Source organism: Streptomyces sp. NPDC037301, assembly GCF_055602785.1.
On the sequence record NZ_JBVJWD010000001.1, the window covers coordinates 284,382 to 302,529 of the forward strand.

The 18,148-nt window shown below is 70.5% G+C and carries 17 protein-coding genes; 11 read left to right on the forward strand and 6 right to left on the reverse strand.

Annotated features, from left to right (window positions below):
* The first annotated feature begins 53 nt into the window (after positions 1 to 53).
* The 5 genes from ACZ7IB_RS01420 (at position 54) to fabF (ending at position 4,924) form a co-directional block, all read left to right on the forward strand.
* Positions 54 to 1,253, forward strand: a complete 1,200-nt coding sequence (locus ACZ7IB_RS01420; RefSeq protein WP_327275393.1) for a PucR family transcriptional regulator — start codon at positions 54 to 56, stop codon at positions 1,251 to 1,253.
* 89 nt (positions 1,254 to 1,342) lie between these two features.
* A complete protein-coding gene (locus ACZ7IB_RS01425) occupies positions 1,343 to 2,257 on the forward strand; it encodes an ACP S-malonyltransferase (RefSeq protein ID WP_470908220.1) in 915 nt (304 codons plus the stop codon).
* Positions 2,258 to 2,270: 13 nt separating this feature from the next.
* Entirely contained in the window at positions 2,271 to 3,272 is a 1,002-nt protein-coding gene (locus ACZ7IB_RS01430; protein WP_470908222.1) for a beta-ketoacyl-ACP synthase 3, read from the forward strand.
* A gap of 63 nt (positions 3,273 to 3,335) precedes the next feature.
* Positions 3,336 to 3,584 carry an acyl carrier protein gene (locus tag ACZ7IB_RS01435; RefSeq protein WP_024490626.1) on the forward strand — a complete coding sequence of 83 codons (249 nt, stop codon included), beginning with the start codon at positions 3,336 to 3,338 and terminating at the stop codon, positions 3,582 to 3,584.
* Between the two features lie 77 nt (positions 3,585 to 3,661).
* Positions 3,662 to 4,924, forward strand: a complete 1,263-nt coding sequence (fabF, locus tag ACZ7IB_RS01440; protein WP_470908224.1) for a beta-ketoacyl-ACP synthase II — start codon at positions 3,662 to 3,664, stop codon at positions 4,922 to 4,924.
* 270 nt (positions 4,925 to 5,194) lie between these two features.
* Here the strand turns inward: fabF and ACZ7IB_RS01445 are convergent, their stop codons facing one another.
* Positions 5,195 to 5,689, reverse strand: a complete 495-nt coding sequence (locus ACZ7IB_RS01445) for a DUF3145 domain-containing protein (RefSeq protein ID WP_114244370.1) — start codon at positions 5,687 to 5,689, stop codon at positions 5,195 to 5,197.
* A gap of 351 nt (positions 5,690 to 6,040) precedes the next feature.
* Between ACZ7IB_RS01445 and ACZ7IB_RS01450 the strand changes: the two genes are divergently transcribed.
* Complete coding sequence (locus tag ACZ7IB_RS01450) at positions 6,041 to 6,958, forward strand: SGNH/GDSL hydrolase family protein (RefSeq protein WP_470908226.1); 918 nt, start codon at positions 6,041 to 6,043, stop codon at positions 6,956 to 6,958.
* Between the two features lie 11 nt (positions 6,959 to 6,969).
* Positions 6,970 to 7,968 (forward strand): aldose epimerase family protein, encoded by a 999-nt coding sequence (locus ACZ7IB_RS01455; protein ID WP_470908228.1) that lies wholly within the window; start codon positions 6,970 to 6,972, stop codon positions 7,966 to 7,968.
* An 85-nt stretch (positions 7,969 to 8,053) separates the two neighbouring features.
* Here ACZ7IB_RS01455 and ACZ7IB_RS01460 read toward each other — a convergent pair whose 3' ends face one another.
* A complete protein-coding gene (locus ACZ7IB_RS01460) occupies positions 8,054 to 10,525 on the reverse strand; it encodes a beta-glucosidase (RefSeq protein WP_470908230.1) in 2,472 nt (823 codons plus the stop codon).
* Positions 10,526 to 10,677: 152 nt separating this feature from the next.
* On the opposite strand from ACZ7IB_RS01460, the gene ACZ7IB_RS01465 reads away from it, so the two are divergent.
* Positions 10,678 to 11,274: a TetR/AcrR family transcriptional regulator gene (locus tag ACZ7IB_RS01465; protein WP_470908232.1), complete on the forward strand. Its 597-nt coding sequence runs from the start codon at positions 10,678 to 10,680 to the stop codon at positions 11,272 to 11,274.
* 119 nt (positions 11,275 to 11,393) lie between these two features.
* Positions 11,394 to 13,352, forward strand: coding sequence for a flavin monoamine oxidase family protein (locus ACZ7IB_RS01470; protein WP_470908234.1), 1,959 nt, complete (start codon positions 11,394 to 11,396; stop codon positions 13,350 to 13,352).
* Positions 13,353 to 13,588: 236 nt separating this feature from the next.
* Here the strand turns inward: ACZ7IB_RS01470 and ACZ7IB_RS01475 are convergent, their stop codons facing one another.
* The 3 genes from ACZ7IB_RS01475 to ACZ7IB_RS01485 form a co-directional block, all read right to left on the reverse strand.
* Complete coding sequence (locus ACZ7IB_RS01475) at positions 13,589 to 14,368, reverse strand: EI24 domain-containing protein (RefSeq protein WP_470908236.1); 780 nt, start codon at positions 14,366 to 14,368, stop codon at positions 13,589 to 13,591.
* Positions 14,369 to 14,476: 108 nt separating this feature from the next.
* Positions 14,477 to 14,905: an organic hydroperoxide resistance protein gene (locus tag ACZ7IB_RS01480; RefSeq protein ID WP_266361662.1), complete on the reverse strand. Its 429-nt coding sequence runs from the start codon at positions 14,903 to 14,905 to the stop codon at positions 14,477 to 14,479.
* Positions 14,906 to 14,994: 89 nt separating this feature from the next.
* Positions 14,995 to 16,014, reverse strand: a complete 1,020-nt coding sequence (locus ACZ7IB_RS01485; RefSeq protein ID WP_470908238.1) for an NADP-dependent oxidoreductase — start codon at positions 16,012 to 16,014, stop codon at positions 14,995 to 14,997.
* Positions 16,015 to 16,165: 151 nt separating this feature from the next.
* On the opposite strand from ACZ7IB_RS01485, the gene ACZ7IB_RS01490 reads away from it, so the two are divergent.
* Positions 16,166 to 16,609: a MarR family winged helix-turn-helix transcriptional regulator gene (locus ACZ7IB_RS01490; protein ID WP_470908240.1), complete on the forward strand. Its 444-nt coding sequence runs from the start codon at positions 16,166 to 16,168 to the stop codon at positions 16,607 to 16,609.
* Positions 16,610 to 16,653: 44 nt separating this feature from the next.
* Here the strand turns inward: ACZ7IB_RS01490 and ACZ7IB_RS01495 are convergent, their stop codons facing one another.
* Positions 16,654 to 17,421, reverse strand: coding sequence for an SCO2400 family protein (locus ACZ7IB_RS01495; RefSeq protein WP_470908242.1), 768 nt, complete (start codon positions 17,419 to 17,421; stop codon positions 16,654 to 16,656).
* Positions 17,422 to 17,499: 78 nt separating this feature from the next.
* On the opposite strand from ACZ7IB_RS01495, the gene ACZ7IB_RS01500 reads away from it, so the two are divergent.
* Positions 17,500 to 18,066 (forward strand): hypothetical protein, encoded by a 567-nt coding sequence (locus ACZ7IB_RS01500; protein ID WP_470908244.1) that lies wholly within the window; start codon positions 17,500 to 17,502, stop codon positions 18,064 to 18,066.
* Positions 18,067 to 18,148 lie beyond the last annotated feature (82 nt).

Consider the following 18,148-nt stretch of genomic DNA (forward strand, 5'->3'; position numbering starts at 1 on the left):
CGCCACCGCCCCGGCCCACCGAGCACGTGGCCGGATAAGGCAGTCTTGTGTTCGTGCCCCGACCCGATCCTGAGCAGCCCGCTGCGAACGCCGCCCACCTGCATGCCGCGACCCTGAAACGGCTGGAGCAGTCCTCCGGCCGGCTGGCCGCCAATGCGATCGCCCGCATGGACGAGTCACTGCCGTGGTATCGGGCGATGCCACCGGAGAACCGGTCCTGGATCGGCCTGGTGGCCCAGGCCGGGATCGCGGCGTTCACCGAGTGGTTCCGGCATCCGGAGACCCCGCAGGCCATCTCCACCGATGTGTTCGGTACGGCTCCGCGCGAGCTGACCCGGGCGATCACCCTGCGGCAGACCGTCGAGATGGTGCGTACGACGATCGAGGTCATGGAGGCCGCGATCGAGGAGGTCGCCGCGCCCGGCGACGAGTCGGTGCTGCGGGAGGCGCTGCTCGTCTACGCGCGGGAGATCGCCTTCGCGACCGCCCAGGTGTACGCGCAGGCCGCCGAGGCCCGCGGCGCCTGGGACGCCCGGCTGGAATCGCTCGTGGTGAACGCGGTGCTGTCCGGCGAGGCCGACGAGGGCGCCGTGTCACGCGCCGCGGCGCTCGGCTGGAACTCCCCCGAGCATGTGTGCGTGCTGCTCGGTACGGCCCCGGACGGCGACAGCGAGCTGACCGTCGAGGCGATCCGGCGGGCCGCCCGGCACGCGAAGCTCCAGGTCCTGACCGGGGTGCTCGGCAACCGGCTGGTCGTCATCGCGGGTGGCAGCGACAACCCGCTGCAGGTCGCGAAGGCACTGATCGGCCCGTACGCGGCAGGTCCGGTCGTCGCCGGGCCCGTGGTGCCCGACCTGCTGGCGGCCACCCGGTCCGCGCAGGCGGCGGCCGCCGGACTCAAGGCGTGCAGCGCCTGGCAGGACGCCCCGCGGCCGGTGCTGGCCGACGATCTGCTGCCGGAGCGCGCGATGGCGGGCGACCCCGCCGCACGGGACCAATTGGTGGAGGAGATCTACAGACCGCTGGAAGAAGCGGGATCTGCGCTCCTGGAGACGCTGAGTGTGTATCTGGAGCAGGCGAGCAGCCTGGAGGGCGCGGCCAGGATGCTCTTCGTCCACCCCAACACCGTGCGCTACCGGCTCCGACGTGTGACTGACGTCACCGGATGGTCGCCTTCCGATGTCCGCTCGGCGTTCACTCTGCGAATCGCCCTGATCCTGGGGCGCTTGGCCGCCAGAGATCCGCAGTCCTAGACTTTTGTCGGACATCAACAATTCCCCATACGGTTCTTCGTCCCTGTCCCCACGGGTGTTCCGGACCGTTCACAAGAGAGAGTGTGAGGGTGCTCGTACTCGTCGCTCCCGGCCAAGGCGCCCAGACGCCCGGCTTCCTGACTCCCTGGCTCGAACTCCCCGGTGCCGCCGACCGCATCGCGGCCTGGTCCGACGCCGTCGGGCTCGACCTCGCCCGCTACGGCACCGAGGCCGACGCGGAGGAGATCCGTGACACCGCGGTGGCGCAGCCGCTACTGGTCGCCGCCGGTCTGCTGTCCGCCGCCGCGCTCGACGCGTCGCCCGACATCGTCGCAGGTCACAGCGTGGGTGAGATCACCGCAGCCGCCCTCGCCGGAGTCATCGGCGACGAGACGGCTCTCCGTCTCGTACGTACCCGTGGGCTCGCCATGGCCGACGCCGCGGCGGTCACCGAGACCGGCATGGCGGCGCTGCTCGGCGGCGATCCCAAGGTGACGGTCCCGCACCTGGAGAAGCTCGGGCTGACCCCGGCCAACGTCAACGGGGCCGGCCAGATCGTCGCCGCCGGCACCGCCGCGCAGATCGCCGCGCTGGCCGAGGACAAGCCCGAGGGCGTGCGCCGCGTGGTGCCCCTCAAGGTCGCCGGTGCCTTCCACACGCACCACATGGCACCCGCCGTCGACCGGCTGCGCGAGGCCGCCCTGGCGCTGAAGATCGCCGACCCGATCGTGACATATGTCTCGAACGCCGACGGGAAGCCCGTCGCCATCGGCGACGAGGTCATCTCTCGGCTGGTCGGCCAGGTGGCCAACCCGGTCCGCTGGGACCTGTGCATGGAGACCTTCAAGGAGATGGGCGTCACGGCTCTCATCGAGGTGTGCCCCGGCGGCACCCTCACGGGTCTCGCCAAGCGCGCGATGCCCGGTGTGCAGACCCTCGCGCTCAAGACCCCCGACGACCTCGACGCGGCCCGCGCGCTCATCTCCGAGCACGCGGGCGCCTAAGGAGCCCGAGAGCATGTCGAAGATCAAGCCCAGTCAGGGCGCCCCGTACGCACGCATCATGGGGGTCGGCGGCTACCGTCCGACCCGTGTCGTGCCCAACGAGGTGATCCTCGAGACGATCGACTCGTCCGACGAGTGGATCCGCTCGCGCTCCGGCATCGCCACCCGCCACTGGGCCTCCGAGGAGGAGACCGTGGCCGCGATGTCCGTGGAGGCGGCCGGGAAGGCCATCGCCGATGCCGGAATCACGCCGGAGCAGATCGGCGCCGTGATCGTCTCCACCGTCTCGCACTTCAAGCAGACCCCGGCCATCGCGACCGAGATCGCCCACAAGGTCGGCGCCGGCAAGCCCGCCGCCTTCGACATCTCGGCCGGCTGCGCGGGCTTCGGCTACGGGCTGACCCTCGCCAAGGGCATGATCGTCGAGGGTTCGGCGGAGTACGTTCTCGTCATCGGCGTGGAGCGGCTCAGCGACCTCACCGACAAGGAGGACCGCGCGACGGCCTTCCTCTTCGGCGACGGCGCCGGCGCGGTCGTCGTGGGCCCCTCCAAGGTGCCGGCCATAGGCCCGACCGTCTGGGGCTCCGAGGGCGACAAGTCCGAGACGATCAAGCAGACCGTGGCGTGGGACGAGTTCCACGCCGAGCGCCCGGAGAAGTTCCCGGCCATCACTCAGGAGGGCCAGGCGGTCTTCCGCTGGGCCGTCTTCGAGATGGCGAAGGTCGCCCAGCAGGCGCTGGACGCGGCCGGGATCGCCCCGGAAGACCTGGATGTCTTCATTCCGCACCAGGCCAACATGCGGATCATCGACTCGATGGTGAAGACCCTGAAGCTGCCGGAGAGCGTCACGGTCGCCCGTGACGTGGAGACCACCGGCAACACCTCCGCCGCCTCGATTCCGCTCGCTATGGAGCGGCTTCTGGCGACCGGTCAGGCGAAGAGCGGCGACACCGCGCTCGTCATCGGCTTCGGGGCGGGTCTCGTCTACGCCGCGACGGTCGTTACCCTCCCCTAGGCACACCAGGCCTTTCGGCCCGGATGCCCGAACCCTGCAGATAAACACCGAAGGAGCGCCAACATGGCCGCCACTCAGGAAGAGATCGTCACCGGTCTCGCCGAGATCGTCAACGAGATCGCCGGTATCCCGGTCGAGGACGTCCAGCTGGACAAGTCCTTCACCGACGACCTGGACGTCGACTCGCTGTCCATGGTCGAGGTCGTCGTCGCCGCCGAAGAGCGCTTCGACGTCAAGATCCCGGACGAGGACGTCAAGAACCTCAAGACGGTCGGCGACGCTGCCGACTACATCTTGAAGCACCAGGCCTGATCCAGCCGGCTCGTGTGTCGCCACCCGGCGGTGGCGCCGCTGATTCACGACCCTCTACACGTGGAGAAGATTTTCCAGTGAACTCGACCAATCGCACCGTGGTCGTCACCGGTATCGGCGCAACCACTCCGCTGGGTGGCGACTCGGCGTCGACCTGGGAAGGTCTGATGGCCGGTCGTTCCGGCGTCAAGCCTCTCGAGGGCGAACGTTTCGCCGAACTGCCCGTCCGGATCGCCGCCCTCGCGGCCGTCGACCCGGGCGACGTACTGCCCCGCCCGCTCGCCCGCAAGCTGGACCGCTCGGCGCAGTTCGCGCTGATCGCGGCCCGCGAGGCGTGGGCGGACGCCGGCTTCACCGGCAAGGCCGGTGAGGACGACAAGGTCCAGCCCGAGCGGCTGGGCTCGGTCATCGCCTCCGGTATCGGCGGCGTGATCACCCTGCTCGACCAGTACGACGTGCTCAAGGAGAAGGGCGTACGCCGCGTCTCCCCGCACACCGTGCCCATGCTCATGCCCAACGGCCCGGCCGCCAACGTCGGCCTGGAGGTCAACGCCCAGGCCGGTGTGCACACTCCGGTCTCCGCCTGCGCCTCGGGCGCGGAGGCGATCGGGTACGCCGTCGAGATGATCCGCACCGGCCGTGCCGATGTGGTCCTCGCCGGTGGCACCGAGGCGGCGATCCACCCGCTGCCGATCGCCGCGTTCGCCAACATGATGGCGATGTCCAAGCACAACGAGGAGCCCGAGAAGGCCTCCCGTCCGTACGACACGGGCCGTGACGGCTTCGTCCTCGGCGAAGGTGCCGGGATCGTCGTCCTGGAGTCCGCGGAACACGCCGCCGCGCGTGGCGCCAAGGTCTACTGCGAGGTGCTGGGCCAGGGTCTGTCCGCTGACGCCCACCACATCGCGCAGCCCGAGCCGACCGGTCGTGGCATCGCCGCCGCGATGCAGAACCTGCTGGACCAGACGGACCTCAAGCCGTCCGAGGTCGTGCACCTCAACGCGCACGCCACGTCGACGCCGCAGGGCGATGTCGCGGAGCTGAAGGCTCTGCGCAAGGTTCTGGGCGACGACCTCGACCACGTCGCGATCTCCGCGACGAAGTCGATGACCGGCCACCTCCTCGGTGGCGCGGGCGGCATCGAGACCGTCGCGACGGTCCTGGCGCTGCACCACCGGATGGCTCCGCCGACGATCAACGTGGAGCACCTCGACGAGGCGGTGGAGGCGGACATCGTGCGCGACGAGCCCCGGCCGCTGCCCGAGGGGTCGATCGCCGCCATCAACAACTCGTTCGGCTTCGGCGGTCACAACGTGGTCCTGGCGTTCCGCAGCGTCTGACCTGCGGTCCGCGGCCCGGTATCCACGCCGAAGCCCGCCTCCCCCCGAGTGGGGAGGCGGGCTTCGGCCGTGAAATCCGGCGTTTGAGGCGCGGGGCGTTTCGGGGGCGCTGCCCCCGGGCCCCCGCTCCTCAAGCGCCGGAGGGGCTTGATTTTGCCGGGTTCAGTTTGGATTTGCCGGATGCAGGGTGAATTTTCAGCCTCGCCGGCGTTTGAGGCGCGGAGGTCCGGGGCGGAGTCCCCGGTCCGGGGCAGCGTCCCGGTCACGGGCTCACACCACCTGGTGCAACCACCGCACCGGCGCGCCCTCTCCCGCGTGGCGGAAGGACTCCAACTCGTCGTCCCACGGCTTGCCGAGCAGCTTGGCGATCTCGGCCTCCAGGTCGGTCTCGCCCCGCACCGACCGCGCCAGCGCCGCCCGCAACCGGTCCTCGGGCACCAGAATGTCGCCGTGCATGCCGGTGACGGCGTGGAAGATGCCCAGTTCAGGCGTGGAGCTGTAGCGCTCGCCCTCCGACGTGGGACTCGGCTCAGCCGTCACCTCGAAGCGCAGCAGATCCCAGCCGCGCAGCGCGGAGGCCAGCTTCGACGCCGTGCCGGGCCTGGCCTGCCAGGAGAACTCGGACCGCCAGGTACCGGGCGCGGCCGGCTGTCTGATCCAGTCCAGCTGGACCCGCACACCGAGGACACCCGCCACCGCCCATTCGACATGGGGGCAGAGCGCGCGCGGTGCGGAGTGAACGTACAGAACTCCACGTGTCGTCACCGGGACCTCCAGTGTGGGACGAAGTTCGCCTTCCCCAGCAGCCTCGCGCCCGTACCGTCTCTTCTCGGCCGGTTCCCGAGGTTGTCATCAGTAAACAGCATCGGGGTGAATCTCCTGAAAAGGGACAGTATGTGACGTGATGTGATTTTCGGAAAGCCACTCGAATAGAGCCGGGTGAGGGGAAGCGCCGCTGGTTCGACGAGGAAAAGCTACCGCGCGGCGACGTCCGAGGTGTGACGTACCGTCGGTCCTGGGCCCATCATTCGCTCAGCTTTCACCCTGCAGAGCGCCCGGGCCTTCCGACCGGTGCCACGAGGGGTTGCCGGGGGCATAACCGAGGGGAGTCAAGGGATGCAGGATCGTTCCGCCCGCCACCGTTCGCGTACCGTGGCCGCCGTCCTGACGGCCGTCTCGTTGCTCGGCACGGCCGCTCTGACCGGCTGCGACGCCGGCCAGGACGGGACGACGAAGGGGGCGACGGCCGAAAAGCGGCGGCCGCCCGCCAAGCCGGGCCCGCTCTGGGACCGCAGACCGGGGTCGGTGGCCGCCGTCGGTGACTCCATCACTCGCGGTTTCGACGCCTGTTCGGTGCTGGCGGACTGCCCGGAGGTGTCCTGGGCGACCGGCACGGACAGCGGGGTGCGCAGCCTCGCCGTGCGGCTGCTCGGTGAGTCGGGGGCCGCCGAGCGCAGCTGGAACCATGCCGAGACGGGGGCCAGGATCGCGCAGTTGCCGGAGCAGATGACGCTGGCCGCGAAGGAGAAGCCGGATCTGGTGACGGTGATGATCGGCGCCAATGACGCCTGCCGGGACTCGGCGCGGATCATGACTCCGGTGGCGGATTTCCGGGCGTCGTTCGAGGCTTCGATGCGTCAGTTGCGCGCCGGGGCGCCCAAGGCGCACGTGTATGTGTCGAGCGTGCCGGATCTCAAGCGGCTCTGGTCGACGGGGCGCGGCAATCCGGTGGGCAAGCAGATCTGGAAGCTGGGGATCTGTCAGTCGATGCTGGGTGACGCGGACGACATGGGCGCGCGCGCCGTGGCCCGGCGCACCTCGGTGCAGGAACGGGTCGTGGCGTACAACGACGTGCTGCGCAAGGTCTGCGCGAAGGACCGGCGCTGCCGTTACGACGGCGGGGCGGTTTTCGACTACCGGTTCACCGGCCAGCAGCTCAGCCAGTGGGACTGGTTCCATCCGGGGCGGAACGGGCAGGCGCGGCTGGCGGAGATCGCGTACCGCAATGTCACCTCGGCCCAGCCCCCGGCGTAGGGTTTGTGATCATGGACACAGGTTCGAGCACGGCGCTGCGTACGGAAGAGTTCGGCACCCTCGCGGACGGCACCGTAGTGCACCGCTGGACGCTGGAGCGGGACGGTACGCGGGTGCGTGTCCTGACGTACGGCGGCATCGTGCAGTCGGTCGAGGTGCCCGGCCGGGACGGGGTGCGGGCGGGCGTGGCGCTCGGGCTGCCGGATCCCGCCGGGTACGAGGCGTATTCGGGTCCGTATTTCGGCGCGCTGGTCGGGCGGTACGCGAACCGGATCGGTGGTGCCTGTTTCGAACTGGACGGGCAGACACACCGGGTGACGCGCAATGAGGGGCGCAACCATGTGCACGGCGGGGCCCGGGGCTTCGACAAGCGCGTGTGGCAGGCGCGGGAGGTGGCGGAAGGTGTCCGGCTCTCCCTGGTCTCCGAGGACGGCGAGGAGGGCTTCCCGGGGTGCCTGACGGTGTCGGTGACGTACACCCTGGACGAGGGCGGGGCGCTGCGGATCGCGTACCGGGCGACGACGGACGCCCCGACGGTGCTGAACCTGACGAATCACACGTACTGGAATCTCGCGGGCGGCGACAGTGGCAGCGCGCTCGGACAGGTGCTGCGGATCGCGGCAGGGCAGATCACTCCGGCGGACGCCGAGTCGCTCCCGACGGGCGAGTTCCTGCCGGTGGACGGGACCCGGTTCGACTTCCGTGAGCCGAAGCCGGTCGGCGCGGGCTACGACCACAACTTCGTGCTGGACGACGCCGGCTCGGGCCCGGCGGCCGAGCTGTACGACGCGGTGTCGGGGCGCGTCCTGACCGTCACCACGACGGAGCCCGGGATGCAGCTGTACACGGCGGACCACTTCGACGGGCGGCCGTTCGGGCCCTGTGCCGGGATCGCGCTGGAGACCCAGCACTTCCCGGACTCCCCGAACCGGCCCGAGTTCCCGAGCACGGTGCTGCGGCCGGGCGAGGAGTACGTCTCGACGACGGTGTACGGATTCGCGGTGCGCTGAGGTGCGCTGACGCCATGAATCGGCATGAGGAGAACCCCGGAGCGGGGTCAGGTACCGCGCCGGGGCTCTCCTGTGCCGGGGGCCGCTACTCCTTGATGTCCACGGCCGTCGTCAGGCGTACGTCACCGAGCGAGCGGGCCGCCTGCACCTCGTACGTGCCGGGGACGAGGCTCCAGTCGTACGCCGTCTCGTCCCAGATCTCGTACGCGCGCCGCTCCAGCGGAATCACTGCCTCGGCACTCTCGCCGGGGGCCGCCTCGACCCGTGCGAAGCCGGCCAGCCAGCGGACCGGGCGTTCGGCGGTGTCCTCCTGGGGCGCCAGGTAGAGCTGGACGGTCTCGGCTCCGGGCCGGGTGCCGGTGTTGCGGAGGCGGACGGTGGCGGTGTCGGGGCCGGCCACCAGGCTCTCGTACTCCCAGGTGGTGTAGCCGAGTCCGTGGCCGAAGGGGTAGGCGGGCGCGGTGCCGGCCTTCTCCCAGGCCCGGTAGCCGACGAAGACGCCCTCTTCGTAGTGGAGTTCACCGCCGGTGGGGGTGGTGGAGGAGACCGGGACGTCGGCGAGCGCGACCGGCCAGGTGGTGGGGAGGCGGCCGCCCGGTTCCTCGGCGCCGAGCAGGACATCGGCAAGGGCGTGACCGGCCTCCTGGCCGGGGAACCAGCTGAGCAGGACCGCGGCGACCTCGTCGCGCCACGGAAGCTCCACCGGGGAGCCGGAGTTGACGATCACGACGGTGTTCGGGTTGGCGGCGGCGACAGCCCTGACGAGGTCGTCCTGGTGGCCGGGGAGCTTCAGGTCGGTGCGGTCGAAGCCTTCGGACTCGACGCGTTCGGTGGTGCCGACGACGACGATCGCGGTGTCCGCGGCGCGGGCCGACTCGACGGCCTCGGCGATCAGCTCCTGGGGGTCGCGGCGCGGGCCGAGGTGGCAGAAGGAGAACGAGACGCCGGGGATCGGTGCGTCGTCGCCCAGGGTGTCGGGGATCTGCCGCAGGGAGACCTCGACGGGTTCGCCCGCGGTGAGGGCGATCCGGCCGCGCTCCAGCGGGTTGCCGAAGAACGCCTCGCCGGGGTCGGCGGAACCGGTGACCCGGTGGACCTCGTCGTACAGGGTCTCACCGGCGACGGTGAGGCCGAGCGCTCCGGTGCCGCGGGTGCCGAAGATGTGCTCGCCGCCGTCGCGCGGGACGAAGGTGCCGGTGATCTCGACGCTGTGCAGCGTCTCGCGGGTCACACCCTCGGGGAAGTCGTTGCCGATCCACTGGACGGTGCCGTTGTGCAGCGGGGCGGAGCCGATGACGGTGCCGGAGGCGTCGTAACAGACGGCCCTGAGCTCGAAGCCCTTCTCGGCGGGGACGAGTTCGTTGTTCGGGTCGGCGCCGACGCGGTAGTCCAGGACGTCCTCGGGGAGGGCGGCGATGAGGCCGTCCAGCGGCGAGACGATGTGGTGCGGGAAGACCTGGGCGGAACCGCCGCCGAGGACCCGGGCGTCCCGGGCGAGCGCCCCGCTGAGCGCGACCTTGCGGACGGCGGCCGGGTCGATGGGGAGCGCGGCGCGTTCATTGCGTACGAGGACGAAGGAGCGGCGGGCGATCTCGCGGGCCAGTGCGTCGCCGTCCACGGTCTCGGGGCGTCCGGCCTCGTCGACGACGGGCGGGGCGCCGTCCAGGATGCCGACGCGGGCGGCCAGCCGCAGCACATTGCGTACGGCCCCGTCGACGACGGACTCCTCGACCTCACCGGCCCGTACGGCGTCGGCAAGCGCCTTCCCGTACACGGTCCGCGGGCCCGGCATGGCGACGTCGAGGCCGCCGTTGACGGCGGCGACGGTGGAGCGGGCGGCCAGCCAGTCGGAGACGATGTAGCCGTCGAAGCCCCATTCGCCGCGCAGCACCGCGTTCTGCAGATAGCGGTGCTCGGTCATGGTGGAGCCGTTGACCTGGTTGTACGCGGCCATGATGCCCCACGGGCGGGCGCATCTGACGATCCTTTCGAACGGGGCGAGATAGATCTCGCGCAGGGTTCGCGGAGCGACGATGTTGTCCACGGTGAAGCGGTCGGTCTCGGCGTCGTTGGCGACGAAGTGCTTGACGGTCGTACCGACGCCGCCGTCCTGCACGCCCCGCACATAGCCGGTGCCGATCTCGCCGGTGAGATACGGGTCCTCGCTGTACGTCTCGAAGTGGCGCCCGCCGAGCGGGGACCGGTGGAGGTTCACGGTCGGGGCGAGGAGGACGTGCACCCCCTTGCGGCGGGCCTCCTGGGCCAGCAGCCGGCCGGCCCGGCGGGCCAGGGCCGGGTCCCAGGTCGCGGCGAGCGCGGTGGGCGAGGGCAGTGCGACGGACGGGTCGTCGGCGGTCCAGGAGACCCCGCGGACGCCGATCGGCCCGTCGGACATCACCAGGGAGCGCAGCCCGACGGCGGGGAGTCCGGGCAGCGACCACATGTCCTGACCGGCCAGGAGCCGCGTCTTGTCGTCGAGCCCCAGTGCGGCCAGCGCCGCATCGACCGCGGTCTCGCGGGCCGCATCGGGATTGGTGGATGTGGACGCGCCTGCCACGGCCGTACCTCCTCGTCGGATTCCTGCACTGAATGTCTCCATACTGACTCCGCTACCGGTAGAGCAGTAGGCTTCGTTATCAGTCTGTAATTTGCGGGAATGGCGTACGGTCCTCGGGGCGGAACCGATGGAGCACCGGAAGGGGCCGGGAGATGGTGCGGACCAGAAGCGCGGAGCGGCGGGCGGAGATTCTCCGCGCCACTTTCGAAGTGATCGCCGAGCGCGGCTATCGCGGCGCCACACTGAGCGCCGTCGCCGAGCGGGTCGGCCTCAGCCAGCAGGGGCTCCTGCACTACTTCCCGACCAAGGAGGCGCTGCTCGTCGCCGTGCTGGAGGAGCGCGACCAATGGGACACGGGCGGCGGCACCCGGAGCGACGGCACGTGGCGGATCGATCTGCTGGCCTCGCTCGTCGAGTACAACGCGATGCGGCCCGGCATCGTCCAGACGTTCTCGGCGCTGCTCGGCGAGAGCGTGACGGAGGGTCATCCCGCGCGGGAGTTCTTCACCCGCCGCTACACCCAGGTCCGGGCGAGCATGGCGGCGATGCTGCGCGTCGAGTACGGCGAGCGGCTGCCGGGCGGCCTGAGTCCGGAGCGCGCGGCGCCGCTGCTGGTGGCGATGATGGACGGGCTTCAGTACCAGTGGCTGCTGGACCCGGATTCGGTGGACATGCCGGCGGCTTTCCAGGATTTCCTGACGCTCCTGCGGTCGACGGAATCGAGCGCCCCCGAGAACCCTCGATCATGACATGACCTGCAACGGCACCTGTACGACAAGATCGACAATCCCCACCTGAGGGTGATTTCCGAACGATCTACGCGCGTCCGGGCAAGGGTCACCGTCCCGGGCGCCCCAGGGTGGGGCGCATGACTTCCAAGCCTGCCGGACCTTCCTCCGGCCTGCCCTCCCGGCGCACCGTGATCACAGGTGCCGCCGCCGGTGCCGCCGCCCTTGCCACGACCGCCGTGGGCTCCGCGACTGCCGCCGCGCCGGGCACCCTTGGTGCACCCGCCGCATCCGGAACCACGCTCGCGCCCGCGGCCGCCCCCGGCTCGGACTGGGACGCCTGCCTGACCATCGCCCGCGCCATCCTCGTACGCGACGAACAGGATCAGCCGCTGGTCCCCCGCTACCGCGACATCCTGCTGTCCAAGGGCCTGCCGCGCAGCCGTAAGGCCCCCAAGAAGGTGCTGGTCGTCGGCGCGGGCCCGGCCGGGCTCACCGCCGCCCATCTGCTCCGCAGCGCCGGGCACACCGTCACCGTGATCGAGGCCAACGGCAACCGTGTCGGCGGCCGGATCAAGACCTTCCGCAAGGGCGGCCACGAGAACGCGAAGGCGCCGTTCGCCGACCCGAAGCAGTACGCCGAGGCCGGCGCCATGCGGATCCCCGACAGCCACCCGCTCGTCACCGGGCTCATGGACAGCTTCGACCTGAAGCGCCGCCGCTTCTACCTGGTCGATGTCGACACCGAGGGCCGGCCGGTCAACCACACCTGGATCCACGTCAACGGCATCCGGATGCGCAAGGCCGACTACGCACAGAAGCCGCAGGCGATCAACCGCTCGTTCGGGGTCCCCGCGGAGTTCGAGAACAAGACCGCCGCGACGATCGTGCGGGAGGCCTTCGCACCCGTGCGCAAGGAGTTCGAGGGCAAGGAGGGCAGCGAGCTCGTCGAGGGCTGGGCGCGGGTCATCCAGCGGTACGGACACTGGTCGATGTTCCGCTTCCTGACCGAGGCGGCCAAGCTCGACGAGCGCACCATCGACCTCATCGGCACGGTCGAGAACCTCACCTCCCGGCTCCATCTCGCCTTTGTGCACAGCTTCATCGGGGCCTCCCTGATCAGCCCGGACACCGCGTTCTTCGAGCTGCCGGACGGCACGGCCACTCTTGCCGACGCGATGTACGAGCGGGTCAAGGACGTCGTGCGGCTGGACCGCCGGGCCACCAGGATCAGCTACGGCGCGGACCGCGTCCGGGTCGAGACGGTCTCCGAGGGCCGGGACGGCAAGCCGCTCGTGCGCGAGACGTTCACCGGAGACCGGGCGATCATCACCGTGCCGTTCTCCGGGCTGCGCCACATCCCCGTCGCTCCCGCGCTCTCGTACGGGAAGCGGCGCGCGATCACCGAGATCCACTACGACGCGGCGACCAAGGTGCTGCTCGAATTCAGCCTCCGCTGGTGGGAGTTCGAGGAGAAGGACTGGAAGACCGAGCTGGACAAGGTCCGGCCCGGTCTGTACGAGGCCTACCGGCTGGGCAGGGCGCCGGCCGACGGTTCACTGCTGGGCGCCCACCCCTCCGTACCGCCCGGTCATCTCCCGCCCAACCAGCGCGTGCACTACGCGGCGTACCGGGCCACCGCCCGCAACCAGCCCGAGGCGGCGCATGTCATCGGCGGCGGATCGGTCACCGACAACCCCAACCGCTTCATGTTCCAGCCGTCCCACCCGGTCAAGGGGAGCGCGGGCGGCGTCGTCCTCGCCTCGTACAGCTGGGCCGACGACGCGCTGAAGTGGGACTCGCTGGACGACGACGAGCGCTATCCGCACGCCCTGGGCGGGGTGCAGGACGTGTACGGGCAGCGCATCGAGGTCTTCTACACGGGCGTCGGCGCCACCCAGTCGTGGATGCGCGATCCGTACGCGTACGGCGAGGCGTCGGTGCTGCTGCCGGGCCAGCACACCGAGTTGTTCGCCGATGTGCGCTCGGTCGAGGGGCCGCTGCACTTCGCCGGCTGCCACACCTCGATCAAGCCGGCCTGGATCGAGGGGGCCCTGGAGTCGGCGGTCAGGTCCGCGCTGGAGGTGCACACCAGCTGACCCGGGTCGGCGGGCGTCGCTCAGCGGGCCAGGACCTTCAGTGCCCTCCCAGGCCCAGGGGGACGCCCAGCCCGACGAGCACCGATCCGATGCCCATGTCGATGACCTTCTGCCACCTCGGCATCGCGGTGCGCAGACGCGAGTTGGAGAAGAACAGCGCGACCAGGCGGCGCCCCGGATCGCACGATCACGTTGACCGGATCGGACCGGGGCACCGCAAGCCCGCGAGCGGACCATCACACGATCTTGTACGGGGCGGGGGTCGCGTCCTCGTCCTCGTCGGACGCCACCAGGTCCCGTGCCAGCAGGGTGGCTCCGGCGACGGCTCCCGGCATCAGGAACACGGCGACGAACGGGACGAGGAAGGCGAGTCCCAGCGGTACGCCGAAGCCGAGGGTCAGCATGCGGCGCCCGCGCAGCAGGACGAGCCGGTCCTTCAGGACCATGCTGCGACGCTGGAGCGCGACGGCGGTGAGCTCCTCGGCGAGGAAGTAGCCGGTGACGCAGAAGCCGATCACGGGGACGACGGTCTGGCCGACGACCGGAATGAATCCGAGGGCGAAGAGCAGCACCGAGTACAGCCCCACGCGCACCAGGATGCGGACGCTGTCGCGGGCGGAGATCCACAGCTCTCGCCAGAGCGGCAGCCCGGACTCGGGGACCTCGCCGCCTTCCGTACGGTCGACCTGCTCGGAGAGCGACTCGTAGAAGGGCTGGCCGACCAGCAGCGTCACGGCGGTGAACGTGATCACGGCGAGGAAGAGACCGAGGGCGAAGACCAGCACGGTCAGGGTGTTACGGAGCAGGCCGAGCCAGGGCGATGACCAGTCGTCGGCGAAGGGGGTCGCCCAGGCCACCAGGTTGTCCGCGCCGTAGCCGAGGCCGACGAGCGCCGCCGCATACAGGACGAGGGTGATGAGTCCGGGCAGCAGCCCGAAGCCGAACCAGTGTCCGTGCCTGCCGACCCATCGCTGTCCTTTTATCAAGTAGCCGAAGCCCACCCCTAGATCACGCATGGCGTCAGCGTACTGGTGGGGGCTGGGGCCCTTCCCGCCGCGGTGTGTCCGGTGCACGGCCGAGGACCGCACCCTGCGGGGGTACGGCCCTCGGTCGGTTTCGAGCGGTCAGGCGACCGACAGCTCGACCTTGATGTTGCCGCGCGTGGCGTTCGAGTACGGGCACACCTGGTGGGCCTTCTCGATGAGCGACTGCGCGGTTGCGGTGTCGACGTTCGGGATGGTGGCGGTGATCGCGACCTCCAGACCGAAGCCGCCCTCGGCGGTCTTGCCGATACCGACCGCGGCGGTCACCGTGGAGCCGGAGATGTCGGCCTTCTCCTGACGGGCCACGACGCCGAGTGCTCCCTGGAAGCAGGCGCTGTAGCCGGCCGCGAAGAGCTGCTCCGGGTTGGTGCCCGCGCCGCTTCCGCCCATGGCCTTGGGCGGGTTGACGATGACGTCGAGGTTGCCGTCGTCGGACGATACGCGGCCGTCACGGCCGTTCTCGGCGGTGGCGACGGCGGTGTAGGCAACAGTGATGTCCTGAATGGCCATGCCGGAAATTCCTTCTGCTGTGCGCCGCGACTCGCGCCCACGATCGCGACGGCCTGTGGACGAGCCTAACGGGTGCCCCGGAGCCTCTGTCAGGCGAGGGAAACGATCATCTTTCCGGTGTTCTCGCCACGCAGCAGACCCGTGAAGGCGTCGAAGCCGTTCTCGATGCCTTCGACGAAGGTCTCCCGGTACTTCAGCTCGCCCGAGGCCAGCCAGCCGGCGACCTCCTGGACGAACTGCGGCTGGAGCGCGGCGTGATCGCCGACGAGCATGCCCTGGATGCGCAGCCGCTTGCCGATGACCAGGGCGAGGTTGCGCGGGCCGGGGGTCGGCTCGGTGGCGTTGTACTGGGCGATCATTCCGCAGACGGTGACGCGGCCGTGCACGTTGAGCGAGGAGATCGCCGCTTCGAGGTGCTCGCCGCCGACATTGTCGAAGTAGACGTCGATGCCGTCGGGGGCGGCCGCGCGCAGCTGCTCGGCGACCGGGCCGTTCTTGTAGTTGAAGGCCGCGTCGAAGCCGTACTCCTCGACGAGGAGCTTGACCTTCTCGTCGGAACCGGCCGAGCCGATGACCCGCGAGGCGCCCTTGAGCTTCGCCATCTGGCCGACCTGGCTGCCGACCGCACCGGCGGCGCCGGATACGAAGACGGCGTCGCCCCCCTTGAAGGAAGCGACCTCGAAGAGGCCGGCGTAGGCGGTGAGGCCGGTCATGCCGAGCACGCCGAGATAGGCGGAGAGCGGGGCGAGCGACGCGTCGACCTTCACGGCGTGCTTGGCCGGGACGTCGGCGTACTCGCGCCAGCCCAGGCCGTGCAGGACATGGTCGCCGACCGCGATGCCCTCCGCGTTCGAGGCGATGACCTCGCCGACCGCTCCGCCTTCCATGGGGTGGTCGAGCTTGAAGGGCGGGGCGTACGACTTCACATCGTTCATCCTTCCCCTCATGTACGGGTCGACCGAGAAGTACAGATTGCGGACGAGGACGCGGCCCTCGCCGGGAGCGGTGACCGGGGCCTCACGCAGCGCGAAATCCTCGGCCTTCGGCCAGCCGTGGGGGCGGGCGACGAGGTGCCATTCACGGCTGGAGGTGGGAAGTGCTGCAGACATGGGCTCGGGGTCTCCTCGATGCCTTACGGGGTGGGGGAAGCTTCGCCCCGGCCGGTGGGGGTCGACGGGGGAAGCCGAAATGCTTCATTACGTGAAACAACCATGCTCCTGAATATTTCACCTTGTCAAGTAACCGGCTATCCTGGGCGTCATGGCCACCACTCGTACAGACCCTCTGACCCTCGAAGTCGTCGAGCTCATCGGTACCGTCGTGGCGCGCTACTACGAGGAGTACGACGAGGCCGCGGCGGCCCACTCCCTCACCGGCGCCCAGGCGCGCGTCCTCGGGCTGCTCTCCCTGGAGCCGATGCCCATGCGCAAGATCGCCCAGAAGCTGAAGTGCGAGCCGTCGAACATCACCGGCATCGTCGACCGGCTGGAGACGCGCGGTCTGGTGGAGCGCAGGCCGGATCCGGCCGACCGGCGGGTGAAGCTGGCCGCCCCGACGGAGAAGGGTTCGCGGACGGCGCAGCAGCTGCGCGATTCGCTCACTTTCGCCCGGGAGCCGCTGGCCGAGCTGTCGGACGGGGACCGGGCGATGCTGCGGGACCTGCTGCGGCGGATGCTGGGCGAATCAGGCCCGCGCCGCGACTGAGGACGCGGCGCGGCCGGGGACCACGCGACCGGGCGAACCGCTCGCTAACAGAACCACAGGAACCAGCACGTGCCGGACTTGGCCGGCGAGGGCGTCGGGCTGGGCTTGGGCGGCGCCGGGCTTGCCGACTGCTTCGGGCCGCCGCTGGGACGGACGGAGGCCGAGGGTTGGCCGGGCGTTCCCGCCGTGGCACTCGGGCCGGCCGACGGGGCCGTGGAGGCGGAGGGCGTGGTGGAGGCCGGTGCCGAAGCGGCGGAACCCTCGGGGCGGGCGCTGCCGGTCGCCCCGCCCGCTCCCGTGGCATCGGCCGGATGGGAATCGGTGGCCGGGAGCACGGATGGACCGCCCACCGGACCGGACGGCTCGACCGCGTCGCTCGCCGAGGGGTCGGGGACCGGCTCGGTCGTGACCGAGGTCGATTCGCGTACGTAGTCCGAGGCGCCGCCGTCGCCCTTCGGCTCGATGGCCAGCTCGGCCAGGCTCAGCGCCCCGGCCGCGAGCACCACGCCGAGCACGACGAGCAGGGCCGTCCGGCCGCGACGGCGGTGCGCACGCCGGCCACGCCCCTGCGCCCCGGCCCTCCGTTCCGGCCTGTGGGAACCATGTGTGCCGCGCGGGGGCTGGGCAGTATCGCGCCCCCGGCTGCGTCGGCCCCCGGGCTGGGACGGTGCGGGCGTCTCGCGCTCCGCATCCGGTTCGTGACCGGAGAACGCAGGCGTCGCACAGTGGCTCAGCGCCTCGGCGGGGGTTCCGCATCCGGCACAGGCCAGGGCACCGTTGAGATGCCGCTGACACGGGTGGCAGTAATCCATGGCGCCCGCAGATTAGATGCCTGCAGGACGGCGTAGATAGCCGATCAGGTGAGGATCCTGTGTGGAAACGTTGAATCCATGACCGCGCCCACGCATTTCGGCCCTCGAGAGTTCCAGCTCGTCCTGTTGCGCCGGATGGCCGACCATCAACCCGCCCTCGTCGACGACGCCCGGCAGGAACTGAGCGCCTCGCTCGCCGAGATGCGGGAGGCCAACCGCCGTTGGCAGGCCATGGTGCGGGCGCCGCGCGGGCGGGGCGCCCTGCGCCGCTACCGTTCGGTGCTCGGCGAGCCCGAGTCGTCCGTACATCGCACCATCGGTGACCTGGAGTGCGACGCGCTGCTGTGGCCGGTGCCGCTCTGGCCGGATCTGCGGTTCGAGGTAATGGTCGCGCCGGGCGGGGCGGTATGGAACGAATGGCTGGTCCGGGCGCCGGGAGCGCCGGGCCCCGAGCTGCGTACGGTCGAGGATCTGCGTCCCTGGTCGGGCACGGTGGACGAGGTCGCACGGGCTTTCGCACCGGCCCGCCCCATGGAAGGCAGCGCACCGACCCGGTGGGCGCTCGCGATCACCGCGCCCGGGACGGGTGAGCCGTATGTCGCCGAATTCACCTGGGGGTTGTTCCAGCGGCTGCTGCCCGGCTGACTTCCCCGTACCGCACTTTTCTGTCGGTTCGTCAGCTTTGTACCCCTATGGCCCATCCCGACGCGCGCAATGACTCCGAACG